This window comes from Bifidobacterium sp. JNUCC 75 (genome assembly GCF_054819865.1).
The window spans coordinates 1772646-1788462 of the sequence record NZ_JBTHIF010000001.1 but is presented as its reverse complement, the minus strand read 5'-3'; the positions used below and the strand labels follow the sequence as shown (position 1 = coordinate 1788462).

At 61.4% G+C, this 15817-nt stretch carries 7 protein-coding genes and 1 pseudogene; all 8 read left to right on the top strand.

Annotation, left to right across the window (positions count from 1 at the left end):
- Window positions 1-194 precede the first annotated feature (194 nt).
- The 8 genes and pseudogenes from ACVWNW_RS07095 to ACVWNW_RS07060 all read left to right on the top strand — a co-directional run bounded on the left by ACVWNW_RS07095 (window position 195) and on the right by ACVWNW_RS07060 (window position 15793).
- The gene (locus tag ACVWNW_RS07095) at window positions 195-4019 is read left to right on the top strand and encodes an RCC1 domain-containing protein (RefSeq protein WP_454481944.1); all 3825 of its coding nucleotides are present in this window, start codon (window positions 195-197) and stop codon (window positions 4017-4019) included.
- Between the two features lie 1185 nt (window positions 4020-5204).
- Window positions 5205-6176, top strand: a complete 972-nt coding sequence (locus ACVWNW_RS07090) for an ABC transporter ATP-binding protein (RefSeq protein ID WP_454481942.1) — start codon at window positions 5205-5207, stop codon at window positions 6174-6176.
- 5 nt (window positions 6177-6181) lie between these two features.
- Entirely contained in the window at window positions 6182-6949 is a 768-nt protein-coding gene (locus tag ACVWNW_RS07085) for an ABC transporter permease (RefSeq protein ID WP_454481940.1), read from the top strand.
- 7 nt (window positions 6950-6956) lie between these two features.
- Complete coding sequence (locus ACVWNW_RS07080) at window positions 6957-7622, top strand: TetR/AcrR family transcriptional regulator (protein WP_052733273.1); 666 nt, start codon at window positions 6957-6959, stop codon at window positions 7620-7622.
- A gap of 240 nt (window positions 7623-7862) precedes the next feature.
- Window positions 7863-8066: a hypothetical protein gene (locus ACVWNW_RS07075; protein ID WP_147438285.1), complete on the top strand. Its 204-nt coding sequence runs from the start codon at window positions 7863-7865 to the stop codon at window positions 8064-8066.
- A gap of 16 nt (window positions 8067-8082) precedes the next feature.
- Window positions 8083-8421, top strand: a pseudogene (locus tag ACVWNW_RS07070) (InlB B-repeat-containing protein); the annotation flags it as partial.
- A gap of 66 nt (window positions 8422-8487) precedes the next feature.
- Entirely contained in the window at window positions 8488-11760 is a 3273-nt protein-coding gene (locus ACVWNW_RS07065; protein ID WP_454481937.1) for an RCC1 domain-containing protein, read from the top strand.
- A 319-nt stretch (window positions 11761-12079) separates the two neighbouring features.
- Window positions 12080-15793, top strand: a complete 3714-nt coding sequence (locus tag ACVWNW_RS07060) for an RCC1 domain-containing protein (protein WP_454481935.1) — start codon at window positions 12080-12082, stop codon at window positions 15791-15793.
- Window positions 15794-15817: the final 24 nt, after the last annotated feature.

Sequence of the window (15817 nt, the reverse complement as noted above, 5' to 3'; positions counted from 1 at the left end):
TCTTAGAAGGATGCAGGAGTCGCGGAAAGCAGGTCTATAAAGCATCGACAGGTTGATGCTTACACCCATGCGGGCCTGCTGTGGTAGCCTGTCTTACGTGAGTCGGGATTGTGCCCGGCATGCGGCTTTCAGCTGGGACAGAGAGCGTCCTAGACATGTGTCGCGATTCTTGGGGAAAGGGTGTCCCACTTATCATGCGTCGGAATACGAACACGCCAAGCCGTCCAGTAGCGGCCATCAGCCTTCTGCTCGCCCTCATCCTGCCCGCCAGCCTGATTACCGGCGGCCTAGCCGCTGCCGACACGACAACCAGCCAGCCTGTCATAGCTACCGGGCCGACCATGACAGGAAACAACGAGAGAGGTAATCGTCAGACCTCTCGCGTAGCTAGGCAAAATTCTGTTATTTCCCCCAGTAGTGCAATATCAACAACACCCCAGTCGTCCCTACCCGCACCCTCGCCCCTGAACACAGCCTCCCCGCTGACACCCACGCCCCCACTCCTAACCTCATCTTCATCGCCGAAAGCTACAACATCCAAACCTGGCAAGAGCGACGACAATCCGCATCAGACGCGATCAACACAACACACCGTAACCTTTAAAGATGACAGCACAACCCTGAGCAAACAGTCCATTGCCGACGGCACCCGGGCCAGACGACCCCCCAAGGATCCAGCCAGGGACAGCTACCTGTTCGACGGCTGGTTCATCAAGGACGCCAAAGGCGACTCCAACGTGGCCTACGATTTCAGCCAGCCCGTCACCAAAGACTTCACTCTGACCGCCCACTGGACCAAGGGAACCAGCACCTGGAGCATCTCCCCCACCTCAGGGCCAGCCGCGGGAGGCGACAAAACTACCCTGACCCCGCCTCTGGCACGTGGCATCCGGCTCAGCCAGGCCGATGCAGGAGACGTTCACTCCGGAGCCGTGGGATCGGACGGCAATATCTACACCTGGGGAGACAACCAGAAAAACCAGTTGGGCCGCACAGTCACCAGCAACACCCCAGCCAACAGGCCCAACAAGGTAGAGACCCCAGCAGGCATCACCTTCACCCAAGACAGCGCAGGCTACGGATTCTCCGTAGCCCTGGGCTCCGACGGCAACCTATACAGCTGGGGAGACAATGACCTAGGCCAGTTGGGCCGCACAGTCACCAGCAACACCCCAGCCAACAGGCCCAACAAGGTAGAGACCCCGGCAGGCATCACCTTCACAAACGTCAGTGCAGGCCGCTCATACGCAGTGGCCGTAAGCTCCGAGGGCAACCTATACAGCTGGGGAGATAACAGTGCCGGCAGACTGGGCCGGGACACCACAGGCACATCCGACCCCAAGCCCAGCAAGGTGCAGACGACCCCAGCAGGCATCAACTTCACCAGTGTCAGCGCAGGCTGGGGCCACACGGCTGCTTTGGACAGTCAAGGCAACATATACACCTGGGGCGACAACACACACGGTGAGCTTGGCCGCAGCACCGTCGGCAGCACCCAGGGCAACTACCCCGGCAAAGTCGACACCCCTACAGGCATCACCTTCACCCAAGCCAGCGCAGGAGGAAGCCACTCCGTGGCCGTAAGCGACGACGGTAGCCTCTACACATGGGGCAACAGCGACAACGGACGCCTCGGCCGCGACACCAACAACACTCCCGCAGGCAAGCCCGGAAAAGCCGACAACCCTACAGGCATTACCTTCACCCAAGCCAGCGCAGGAGGCTGGCACACCGTCGCAGTAAGCTCGGACGGCAACCTCTACACCTGGGGAGACAGTGACCATGGGCGCCTGGGACGCGACACCAGCAAAACCCCGGCAGACAAGCCCGGAAAAGCCGACAACCCTACAGGCATCACTTTCACCCAAGCCAGCGCAGGAGCATGGTACTGCCTTGCCCAAGGATCGGACGGCAACCTCTACAGCTGGGGAGACAACACCAACGGACAACTGGGACGCGACACTAGCAGCACCCAGGACGCCAGCCTGGTCAAAGTCGATTTCCCGGAGAATCCTAGGCCCGTCAGCGTCAGCTTCGGCGGGACACCCGGCACGAGTCTGGTGGGCAACAAGGATGGCACCTGGAGCGTGACCACGCCCCAGCATGCAGCAGGCAAGACGGATGTGACCGTCTCCTGGAGCATGAATGGCCAGCAGCCCGACGCGCACCTGTTCTATAGGTATCTGGGCTCCTATACGGTCGCCTTCGACAGTACCGGCGGCAATCCGGTCCCGGACCAGCGGATCACCGAGGGCAGGCAGGCCACACGCCCGACCACGGACCCGGCCAGGGACGGCTTCCTGTTCGACGGCTGGTTCCTCAAGGACGCCAATGGCGGTTCCAAGGTGGCGTATGATTTCAGCCAGCCGGTCACCGCGGACATGACCCTGGTCGCGCATTGGAGCCCTGAGAAAGACTCCGGCTGGTCGATCAGCCCGGGCAAGGGCAATGTGCTGGGCGGCCAGCGGGCGACCATCACCCCGCCCAGGCTGGGCCGTGGCATCCGCTTCAGCCAGGTCAGCGCCGGCGGCTACCAGATGAGTGATGCGGCGGGTTTCTCCGTGGGCGTGGCCAGCGACGGGAACGCCTACGCCTGGGGCAGCAACCAGCACGGGCAGCTGGGCATCGGCAACAAAGTGCAGCAGAGCAAGCCGGTCAGGGTCCCCCTGCCGGACGGCGTGGCCTCCGGTTTCACCTACACGCAGGCCGTGGCGGGGGGCTTCCATGTGCTGGCCGTCGGCAGCGACGGCATCGTCTACAGCTGGGGCGCCAACGACCACGGCCAGCTGGGCGACGGCACCACCGTCGAGCGTTCCAAGCCGCAGCCCGTGCCGGACCCGAACGACACAAGCCAGCCCTTCAAGGCCGTCCAGGTGAGCGCCGGCGCCTACGACTCGGCGGCCATCAGCCCGGACGGGCGCGTCTACACCTGGGGCAGCGAGGGCAACAGCCGCGACGGCAACTTCAACCCCAGCTTCACCCAGCCGCGGAAGACGCCGACCCCGGCAGCCGCCCCCGACGGATCCGGCCAGGGGCTGCAGGCGGTGCGGGTCAGCCTGGGCTGGAGCTTCATCATGGCCCTGGACGAGGACGGCAACGTATACGCCTGGGGATACAACAACTACGGCCAGCTCGGCAACAACAGCACCAGCAGCGCCTACACAGCCACGCCCGCCAGGGTGCGCGACCCGAACAGCCCCAATGACCCCAATAAAGGGCTGCAGGCCACGCAGATCAGCGCAGGCACGGACCATGGCCTCGCCATCGACAGGAACGGGACCGTCCTGAGCTGGGGGCACAACAACTCCGGCCAGCTCGGCAACGGCTCCACCTACGACAAGCTCGTCCCCGAACCGGTCAAGAACCCGGGTGGAAGAGGCAGTTTCACCGCCGTCGGCATCAGCACAGGAGTCATATACTCCCTGGCCGTCGACAGCTCCGGCAACACCTGGGCATGGGGATACAACGCCTACGGCCAATTAGGCAACGGCGACGTCTTTGCCCTGCTCACGCCGACAAGCGTGCGAAGCCCCGACCCGTCCGCCGGCGCCAGCGCATCCCTGCAGGCCACGCGGGTCAGCGCGGCGCAATACCATTCCCTGGCCATCGGCCAGGACGGCAACACCTACGCCTGGGGCGACAACCGCTTAGGCCAGCTCGGCAACGGAAGTCTGACGCAGAGCCGCACCCCGACCCTGGTCGCCTTCAACCCGGCACTGCTGATCACCGGCGTCAAGTTCGACAAGACAGTCGTGGACCCCCTGGTGCAGAACCCCGACGGGTCCGTCACCCTGGCCACCCCCGCCCACAATCCGGGACGGGCCGATGTGGTCGTGGACTGGACCCTGGGCGGCACCAAACAGGAACCCGCACACCTGGCCTACACCTACGAAGGCGTCCTGCCCCTGACGGGCGGCAACGGCAGCACGGTCCTCCTGCTCGCCGCCGGGCTACTCGCCGCGGCCGGCGCAGCCGCGGCCGGACGCCACCGGCGCGAAGCCCGCATCCTGCACGTCTAGAATCCTCACCCGAGTAAGCAAGCCGGGCCGCACCCCAAGACGGCCCGGCCAACCAGGGTGGCCCCGCCAACCCCCAACACCACAACGGAGCCACCCACCTCTTTCATACCGTCCCTAGCTCGCTGTTTTCTCCTGCCCAGTTATAGATAAGCAATAAAAGAGCCTTGACGAGTTCATCAGATCATCGAGTCCTTTTTAGGCTATTACCCGTATGGATAGCACACAGTGGTGTTTTGCAAAGTTGAGAGCTTTCCCTCATAAACACTTGCAAAACAATCTTCGACCAGAGATTGCTACTGTCATTGTCTCAACTAAATCCTAAAAGCTGGTGTCCGCAAAATTGTAAGTCCTCAGTGCAGGACCAGAACGACAGCGAACCCGAGGCAGAGTGGAGTGCACAAAATCGTGCCCCGGTGGCCAGAAATAGTGTCTGGCCCACACTTGAACGATCCCGCTACATTGAAATCCCCCACCGTCCGCAGAGAAAAGACCGCCCCGGCTATCTAGGGCAGATTCCTTGACAACCGGGGTCCAGATCTTCAAACGTTTCAGCAAGGTAAGGACGATCAGGACCATAAAAGCCCAGATTGCCATCAAAACTTCAAGAAAGTCAGTTTCTGATTCGTACGCGAAGACTAATCGAACAACATAGGCCGTTAATTGTATTTGCATTCAAGCAAGATCCGATTATTGAACGGCTTGCTACCAGCTTCCAGTACCGGTAGCAGTAGGCGGTGACTGCGGAGAGCACGGTGTCAATAGCATCCAACAAGCCGGCATCCGTAGACATAAATCATCTATCATTTCTTCATCGAAGAGTAGTTATGGGATTCCCAACACTGCCAACGAAAATCATAGTACTCACTGCAATAATGAGGAAAAACACACTCTCCCTAACGTCTATTGGCAAAGTGTCTGCGAGCGCGCCGATACCGCCCCAACAGAGATCAGAAACACGTTACCGATAAATGCCGCTGATAATTACTGCAGATAAATCAACATTGTTGGATCACACTGCGCGAGAGAATACACAGATCCTCATTAAAGGCTGAAATCCCTACTCGGTTTCATATTCACAATCACCACCAAGAGCAGATACCGCAGACACGATGATGCGAGATTAGTTGTTAACGATGTTATTATAGTTTACATTGTTAATCAGCAACAATCATCAGGAGGTATACCTTGCATCCTGCAAGAAACAATTCAGGGGAATACGCCCTGTCCTGTCAACAGGTGCGCAAATCATTCGGGAGCAGGCAGGTGCTCAAGGGTGTGGATCTTCAGGTCAGGCGCGGCAGCATCTTGGGTCTGCTAGGTAGGAATGGAGCAGGCAAGTCAACCCTGATCTCGGCCTTGACCGGGCTGGGCGAGCCGGACTCGGGCCACATCACAGTCGAGGGACACAACCCCTATCGAACCTCTTCACGCATTTTCGGCCGGGTCATCGGACTCGCGCCCCAGGACCTGGGCATCTATCCCCACCTCAGCGTCCGAGACAACCTGCGCGGCATGGCCGGTCTGCAAGGACTGAACGCCAAACAGGGCAGCAAAAGAGCCGACGAACTGATAGAGCTCATGGGGCTGGCATCCCAGTCAGGAACATCAGCCGAGAATCTATCGGGAGGGCAGAAGCGACGCCTCCACACCGCCATGGCCATGGTCCATAATCCCCCGGTGCTCTTTCTGGACGAACCGACGGTCGGCGCCGATGTGGAAGCCCGCGCCAGAATACTCGACATGGTCAAGGCCATGAGCCGGCAAGGAACCACCATCATCTACACCACCCACTATCTCAAGGAGTTGGAAGAGATGGGCGCGGACCTCGCCTTCCTGATCGACGGGCGAATCCAGGTCCAGGGCTCCCTGCAGGAGGTGCTCCACAAATATGCCCGGGCATCCCTGCGCATCTCCTTCGTCGGTCAGGCCCCAGGCCAGGTCCCGGGATGGCGGACGGCAGACGGCTTCCTGGAGCCCGATCACCCGGTGTCCAGTCCAGAGCAGGAGTTGGCCCGCCTCTTGCAGGAGCCGGTCATGAAAAGTGCCCGTCTGGCATCAATCACCATCGTCCAGCCTGACATCGAGTCGGCCTACATGACCGTCATGGGTACATCCTCAAGTGATCCGGCCGGGTCACGAGCATGGGAAGACAGGTGAGCGCCATGCATTTCAACGGATATCTGGCAGCGTTCCGCCTGAATTTCAAAATCGAGTTGCGAAGCATCTGGCTGCAGGCGGTCATCGTGGCCATTCCCCTGATCATTATCCCTTTCATGCTGCCCTCCTACCGGGACTCACTGCGAGCTCAGGGGCATCTGAGCGCGAACGGATCCGAGCAGGCGCTTCCAGGGTTCGCCATCCTTTTCTCCATGTTCTCCCTGCAACTGGTCCTCCAACTTTTCTTCCAGGAGCACGAATGGCACACCTGGGACAGAATGCGGGTGTCAGCGGTCTCCCTCCTCGACCTGGTCATGGCCAAACTGAGCGTGTCTTTCATGGTGCAGGTGATCCAGGTCGCTCTGGTCATGCTGATCGGGTCGGCGCTCTACCACTATCGGCCCAATGGATCAGTCCTGGCCCTGGCCGCGGTCTGCCTGGCCATTTCAATTGTGCTGACCCTCTTCGGCCTGCTGCTCTACATCTTCTCGTCCTCCCAGAATATGGCCATGTCCTTCAACAACATTCTTGGCATGCTCCTGGCTGGCATGGGCGGGGCACTCAGCCCTGTCTCCGGATTCCCGGACTGGGCCCAGAAATTGGCCAAGGGCAGTCCCATTTACTGGGCCATGGATGCCGTAGGAAAAATCAATTTCAAACATGCCGGGATGGCAGAAGTCTGGCCTGATCTGCGCATCCTGCTGGCCTTCCTGGTCGCCCTGGCTCTCCTGGCAACGGTACTATTCAAGAGAGGAGTACAGCGGAAGGAGTGAGGAAGGCATGGCTGACCCACCCAAGGCACCCGTCAAGACGACGCTCAACCGCGACTATGTTCTGCGTTCCGCCCTCTATTTCGTCGATGAACATGGACTGGACGCCTTGAATATCCGCGCCCTGGGCAAGCAGATGGGGGTGTCCGGGCCAGCCATCTACCGCCATGTGCCCAGCAAGGCCGCCCTGCTTGATGGGATCGTCGAGCTCATCTGGCAGTCAGCCACCGACCTGGACTCCATACCCCAGGGCATGGGATGGCGGCAAGCGCTTGAAGATGTCATGCTCCAGGTCCACCGGACGCTGCTTTCGCATCCCCGGGCCCTCCCTCTCATGGCCACGCATCCCATCAACACCGACCAGTCCTTCCACATGGTCAGCACCTGGTTGAACCAGCTGACCGCCCATGGGCTCAAGGTCGATTCCGACACCATCCACCTGCTCAATAGCCTGGCCGGACTGACCTTGGGTAGCGCCATCGCCCAGGCCTCTCCCCCGGTCGGCGGTGCGGGTGGCCGGACCAATACGGAACTTGCAAAAAAACTGGCCGAGGATACCCGAGGATTTGATGATCTGAAGAGGCTGTTCGATTCTCCGGGCGACGGAATCAGTGCACTTATGGAGACCAGCTACCGCAAAGGCCTGCACGCCCTGATCGCCGGTTGGCCTGCCTGATCCGGAACTGCCGACCAATTCAGCGGGCCACTGCATCAGAAGTCCTGTTTGGCGATGTTCCCTCGACATTCCACCTGAGAGGATTTTATCCTCAGGTAGTATAGTTGGAGGATGCAGGGCTTTCTGTTCACACCCTCATAAAAGGGATAGGGACGCGCAAAACGTCTAGGAAGCCTCCGAGGGTGTCTTACCGGCAGGGGTCGGCAGCGTCAGCCTTTGGGGAAGGGGATCATGCTTAATATGCGTCAGCATCAGCACATGTCGATCAGACCAGCTGCAGCCGTCAGTTTTCTGCTATCCGTCATCCTGCCTCTAGGCCTCCTTGCCTGCACCAGCGCCGATGCCAGCACTACGGCCAGTGAGCCTGCTATGGCCGGCACCAACGCGCCGACCATAGCAGAAGGCACCGGGGGGGGGGGGTCGTCAGACCCCTCGCGTAGCTAAGCAAAATTCCGGCACCATTTCCAGCAAGGCAACACCAACAGCCATATCAGAAACACCCCAATCACCACTGGCCACCCCATCACCCTTACACCCGACAAACCCGACACCGTCCGCACAACCCACGCCCAGCGACAACGGTCGTTCCCTGCTGACGCGATCCTCCGCCAAGCACACCGTCACCTTCTCCGACGAGGACCAGCACGCCAGTTCAACCCAGAACGTCAACGACGGAAGCCGAGCCACAAGACCGGCCGACCCGACCAGGGACGGCTACCTGTTCGACGGCTGGTTCACCGGCGACATCGCCTACGACTTCAGCCAGCCCGTCACCAAAGACATCACCCTGCAAGCCCACTGGACCAGCAAAAAGGGTTCATGGAATCTCAGCCCATGGCACGGGCCATCCAAAGGCGGCAATGAATTGAAGCTCAGGCCGCCCACACCGCGTGGCCTCAAATTCACCCAAATCAGCACAGGCGACCGACACACCCTGGCCATCGGCTCAGACGGCAACACTTACGGATGGGGAAGCAACGACTACGGGCAGCTGGGCGACGGCACACTTCAAGACCATTACACGCCCCAACTGATTGCCTTCCCACAGTCGGTCCACATCATCCAGGTCAGTGCGGGCATGCGCAACTCCCTGGCCTTGGATGACCAAGGCCACATCTGGGCCTGGGGCCGCAACGACTCCGGTCAGCTTGGCCTGGGAGACAGAACCAGAAGGACAACCCCGACAATGCTCGACGCCAGCGGAGGCATACGCTACGAGCAGGTATGCACCAGGGAGCAGCATTCCATGGCCTTGGACAGCGATGGCAACGCCTGGGCTTGGGGCGCGGGCCTCTATGGACGATTGGGAATCGGCAATACAACGAATTCCTATTCGCCTGTCAAAGTACTGAAGCCGGATAATGTACCGTCCTCATTCAAATTCACCCAGATCAGCGTGACCTACTACCGCTCGCTCGCTCTTGGCAATGACGGGAACGCCTATGCCTGGGGCGATGCCCGGTGGGGACAGATAGGCAACGGCAGTTCCGACGGCAGCTACAACAAGCCGGTCAAGGTCTCCAAACCAGCCAACGTGGATGCTTCGACCTTTTCCTATACGCAGATCAGCGCCGGTTACGTGCACTCCTTAGCGCTGGGCAGCAACGGCGAAGTATATGCCTGGGGAGTCAACGACAATGCCTCACTCGGCGACCCCAGTCACCCGGTCAACAACAACTCTGAAGCAGATGGCCCCCATGCGTATGTCGCCATACCCAGCAAGGTCGTCCATCCTGCCGGAGCCCCAAGCACCTTCCGCTTCACCCAGGTCAATGCGGGGTACAAGTACTCCCTGGCCATCGGCAATGATGGCGAGGTCTACGGATGGGGATCCGATGCCGACAGGCAGCTGGGCGTCGACGAAAGCAAGAAACCCTCCGGAGGCTACAATTGGAACACTCCTTTCCGGGCCATGCATCCTGCAAATGTGGTCGAGCCGTTCACATACCAAGCCATCAGCAGCTTCGGGAACACCACCCTGGCAATAGGATCCGACGGATATGCATACGGTTGGGGAAGGAACGACTTCGGAAACCTGGGCAACACCAACAACCGCACACCATCAACGCAGGTAATGCAGGCCAGCCGGGTCATCTTCCCTGAGTCTGCGAACCTCATTAGAGCCCTGTTCGATGGCGCATCTGTCAGCTATTCAGCAATGCAAACAGACCAGCAGGGCAATTACTGGTCGCTCAAGCCTCCTGCCCATGCCACGGGATGGGTAAAGGTGGTCATCTCCTGGAGCATGAACGGCCCGCAAACCGATGCCACATTGTCCTACAAATACGACGGTGCGGATCATGCGGTCAACTTCGCCAAGGGATGTACCGACTGCACGGTTTCCGGCATGCCCGCTCAACAATCGGTTACAGATGGAAATCAGGCTTCACGTCCCTATCCTGATCCGTCCAGGGACGGCTTCCTGTTTGATGGCTGGTTCCTCAAGGATGCCAAGGGTGATTCCAAGGTGGCGTATGACTTCAGCCAGCCGGTCACCGCGGACATCACCCTGGTCGCGCATTGGAGCCCCGCCAACACCGGCGGCTGGTCGATCAGCCCAAGCAAAGGCAACGCGATGGGCGGCCAACAGGCGACCATCACCCCGCCCAAGCTCAGCCGCGGCATCCGCTTCAACCAGGTCAGCGCCGGCAAGTATGACTTCTCCATAGGCGTGGCCAGCGACGGGAACGCCTACGCCTGGGGGGCCAACGACTGCGGGCGGCTGGGCCAGAATCCAAAGAAGACGGCCATGCAGAAGACGCCGACCAGGGTCCCTCTGCCGGATGGCGTGGCCTCCGGCTTCACCTACACGCAGGTCGCGGCAGGCGGCTACCACGTGCTGGCCATCGGCTCCGACCAGACCGTCTACGCATGGGGGCTCAACGACCAGGGCCAGCTCGGCAACGGCAGTAAGGACACAAATGCCCATCCCAGTCCGATGCCCGTCAAGGGCGCGGACGGCCAGCCCTTCAAGGCCGTCCAGATCAGTGCCGGCTCCTCCGACTCGGCAGCCATCGACCCGCAGGGGCGCGTCTACACCTGGGGCAGCGAGCAGTACATGCTATTCAACAGCAGCCCCAGGCTGACACCGACCCTGGCCAAGGACCCCAACGGCTCCGGCCAAGGGCTACATGCGATACAGGTCAGCGCCAACTACAGCTTCATCATGGCCCTGGACGCGGACGGCAACGTATACACCTGGGGATACAACAACTACGGGCAGCTCGGCAACGCAACAGCCACAGCAGAAAACAGCCAAATATACGCCGCCGACCCGGCATACGTGCCAGACCCCAAGGACACGAGCAAGGCCTTCAAAGCCGCGCAGATCAGCGCCGGAGGCGACCACGCACTGGCCATCGGCCAGGACGGCACCCTCTGGGCATGGGGAAAGAATGACGCTGGCCAGCTCGCCCATAGCGGGTATGAGGATCAGTCAACTCCCGTGCAAGTACGAAACCCCAAGGACTCCAGCCAGGGATTCAAAGTCGCATGGATCAGTGCCGGCACAAGCCAAACCATAGTCGGCGACGAGAACGGCACAGCCTGGGCATGGGGATACAACTACCTCGGGCAGCTCGGCACCAACAGCAATGACACGCAGAGTAATACGCCCGCGCAGATGTCGCCCCCTGCAGGGCAAGACAACCCCGCCAAGGAATTCACACCCGCACAAGTCAGCGTCGGAGGCGGCCATGGCCTGGCCATCGGCCAGGACGGCAACGCGTACAGCTGGGGAGCAAACACAGACGGCGAGCTTGGCAACATCAGCATCCCCACAGGATATGTAGACGCCGCTAAAAGCCGTGTGCCGGTACCAGTAATGCTCGGACAACTGCTGATCACCGGTGTCAAGTTCGACAAGACCGTCGTGGACCCTCTGCGGCAGAATGCCGATGGGTCCGTCTCTTTTGCTACGCCTGTCCATAATCCGGGTCTGGCTGATGTGATCGTGGACTGGACGCTGGGCGGCGCCGGCCAGACCCAGGCGCACCTGGCCTACACCTACGAAGGCACCCTGCCCCTGACGGGAGGCAACGGCACCATGATCCTCCTGCTCGCCGCCGGGCTGCTCGCCACAGCCGGCGCCGCCGCAGCCGGACGCCACCGGCGTGAATCACACAACCTGCAGGCCTAGAATCTTCACCCGAGTAAGCGGCTGGACTAAACCCCAAGTTAGCCCAGCCGAAGGGTGGCCCCGCCAATCCCCCAACACAACGGAGCCACCCGCCTCTTTGCTTCCGCCCTCTATATCGCCAGTAGGTCGTGAAGCAGTCTTCATATAGTGTTCAGACAAGCAGCCCGGCAGGCTAGCTGACGGGCACTTGGAGCATGCGGACGGACCGTGATAGCCTATTGTATATACGTGGGGATTGTGTCTGCCATCTATCGGGGAGCCGGACCAGGGGAGTTCCAAGCACGCGGCAACAGTTCCTGGGAAGGGGATCATGCCGATCATGCGTCAGCATGCAAACACGCACAGCCGCAGGGCCATCCTCATCAGCATGCTGCTCGCCTGCAGCCTGATCGCCGGAGGCCTCGCCGCGGCTGACACTGCTCCCAGCGAATCCAGTGTGCCCGAGCCGACCAGGCTGGAGCAGACGGCTGCAGGCCAACAGGCCGACCCATCAGCCAATGCACCAACCCTGCCAGCCACCCCGGCCAGCCCCAAGTCTCCGCTGCCCTCGCCCTCGCCCCTGGACACCGCATCCCCCCTCACCAGCGCCCAGCCCACGCCCAAGAAGCCCGGCGACACCGGCATCCAAAGCAAGACGGCCGACAGCCAGCCCCAGACACGCGCAGCCTACACCGTCACCTTCAACGACACCGAAGGCAACACCAGCACACCCTCCCAGAGCGTCCTCAGCGGTGGACAGGCCTCCAGGCCCGACAAGGACCCGAGCAGGGACGGCTACCTGTTCGACGGATGGTTCACCGGCAACACCGCCTACGACTTCACCCAGCCCGTCACCGGCAACATCACCCTGACCGCCAAATGGACCAAAGGCGCCAGCTCCTGGAGCCTCTCGCCCGCTTCCGGCCCACCAGCCGGAGGCACCAGGATCACCCTCACCCCGCCCACCACACCCGACATACGCTTCAGCCACGTCGGCACAGGAACCTACGCTTCCCAGGCCATAGGCTCCGACGGCAACATTTACAAGTGGGGAGATGCCTCCGATAAAAGGCCAGTGATCGTCACCCCGCCAACAGGCGTCCACTTGACCCAGACCAGCGCAGGAATGAACTTTACTCTGGCCCTGGGAACGGACGGCAACCTCTACAGCTGGGGATTCAACAACCAAGGCCAGCTTGGCAATGGTACCACTACCAATAGCGGGCTGGGCAAAGTGATCATGCCGGCAGACGGCACGAAATTCACCAAGATTAGTGCCGGATTTAACTATTCCTTGGCCATAGGATCGGACGGCAACTTATACGGCTGGGGAGACAACAGCTACGGGCAGCTCGGCATCGGCAATCCCAGTACGAGCCCTAATCAACAGCCGATTAAGGTGATCCTGCCAACAGGGATCCCAAAATTCACCCAGATCAGTGCAGGAGACAGTCATTCCCTGGCCCTGGGAACGGACGGCAACCTCTACAGCTGGGGATACAACGACCACGCACAGCTCGGCATCGGCGCTAGCGATTCTGATGCTCATGCCGCTCCGAGCAAGGTGAACCTGCCAACAGGGGTCCCAAAATTTACCCAGATCAGCGCAGGATACAAGCATTCCCTGGCCCTGGGAACTGACGGCAACCTCTACAGCTGGGGAACCAACGAGAAAGGCCAGCTGGGACGCAGCATCAATGGGGCGGAGGACGGCACGCCACGCAAAGTGAACCTGCCAACAGGCGTCAGCCGATTCACCCAGGTCATCGCAGGCGGCGAGCATTCCTTGGCCCTGGGATCGGACGGCAACCTCTACAGCTGGGGCGACAACACCAGCGGCCAGCTGGGACGCAACCCCAGCGCAACGAAAGACGGCACGCCACGCAAAGTGGCCATGCCGACAGGCATCACAATCACCCAAGCCAGCGCGCCCGGCACTTTGGGTGGGGACTTCTCCCTGGCCCTGGGCTCGGACGGCAACATTTATAGCTGGGGATGGAACGGCAACCAGCAGCTGGGACGCGACGCTAGCGGCTACTTCGACGGCCAACCCGGGATAGTCGACTTCCCTGAGAAGCCAAAGCCGACCGGCGTCAGCTTCGGCGATAGGCGGGGTACGAGCCTGGCCGACAACAAGAACGGCACCTGGAGCGTCGTCACACCCCCGCATGCAGGAGGCAAGACGGACGTGACCGTCTTCTGGAGCAGGAACGGCTGGAGGCCCGACGCGCACCTGGACTACACGTACATCATCACCTACACGGTCGCCTTCGACAGCGCCGGCGGCGATCCAGTCCCGGACCAGCAGCGAATCACAGGAGGCCGGCAGGCCACACGCCCAATCACAGACCCGGCCAGGGACGGCTTCCTGTTTGATGGCTGGTTCCTCAAGGATGCCAAGGGTGATTCCAAGGTGGCGTATGATTTCAGCCAGCCGGTCACCGGAGACATCACCCTGGTCGCGCATTGGAGCCCTGCGGACACCGGCGGCTGGTCGATCAGCCCAGACAAGGGCAACGTGCTGGGCGGTCAGCAGGCAACCATCACCCCGCCCAAACTCAGCCGCGGCATCCGCTTCAGCCAGATAAGCGCTGGCTCTCTGAGCGGCTTCTCCGTTGGGGTGGCCAGCGACGGGAACGCCTACGCCTGGGGATACAACCAACACGGGCAGCTGGGCCAGGGCAGCGCCAGCAGCACTCCGCAGAAAACACCGGTCAGGGTTCCCCTGCCCGATGGCGTGGATTCCAGTTTCACCTACACACAGGCCGTGGCGGGTGGCTACCACGTGCTGGCCATCGGCAGCGACGGCATCGTCTACAGCTGGGGGGCCAACGACCACGGCCAGCTGGGCGACAACACTACCACCGAGCGTTCCAAGCCGTTGCCTGTCAAGGGCGCGGACGGCCAGCCCTTCAAGGCCGTCCAGGTCAGTGCCGGCGCCTACGACTCGGCAGCCATCAGCCCGGATGGGCGCGTCTACACCTGGGGCAGCGAAAACAACAACTTCACCGATTACAGCACATCCAAATTGGCGCCGGCCCTGGCCAAGGATCCCAACGGCTCCGGTCAGGGGCTGCACGCGGACCAGGTAAGCCTCGGTTGGAGCTTCGTCATGGCCATGGACGCGGACGGCAACGTATACACGTGGGGGTACGACAACTATGGGCAGCTCGGCAACGGCACAGCCACGGGAGAGCACAGCACCATATACGCCGCCGACCCGGCACGCGTGCCCGACCCCGAGGACACAAGCAAAACCTTCAAAGCCACGCAGATCAGCGCAGGAGCCAACCACGCCATGGCCATCAGCCAGGACGGTATCCTCTGGACGTGGGGGTACAACTACCGCGGGCAGCTGGGCGACAGCACGACAACCAACCGGCCCTCGCCCACGCAGATAGGAAAACCAACAAAAGCCAGAGTCACGCAGATCAGCGCCGGCGCGTACCATTCCCTGGCCGTCGACCAAAGCGGCACAGCCTGGGCCTGGGGATGGAACATCAACAGCCAGCTCGGCACCAACAGCAGCGACTTCTATCAGCCCGCGCCCACGCTCGTGTCGCCGCCTGCAGGCCAGGGCAACGCCGGCACCGGGCTCGCAACAGCACACATCACCGCAGGATGGAACCACTCCATGGCTGTCGGCCAGGATGGCAATGCCTACGCCTGGGGCGACAACGCATCCGGCCAGCTCGGCACCGGAAGCGACACGACTCCAATCAGCACCCCGACCCAGGTGACCCTAAACTCGTTGCTGATTACTGGTGTCAGTTTCGATAAGACGGCTGTGGAGCACCTGCAGCAGCACCCTGACGGATCCGTTTCTTTTGCTACGCCTGTACACAGTCCGGGGCAGGCCGACGTGATTGTGGACTGGAGCCTGGGCGGCGCCGGCCAGACCCAGGCGCACCTGGCCTACACCTACGAAGGCACCCTGCCCCTGACGGGCGGCAACGGCAGCATGATCCTCCTGCTCGCCGCCGGGCTGCTCGCCGCAGCCGGCGCCGCCGCAGCCGGACGCCACCGGCGGGAAACCCGCAGCCTGCACGCCTAGAATCCTCACCCGAGTAAGCAGCCG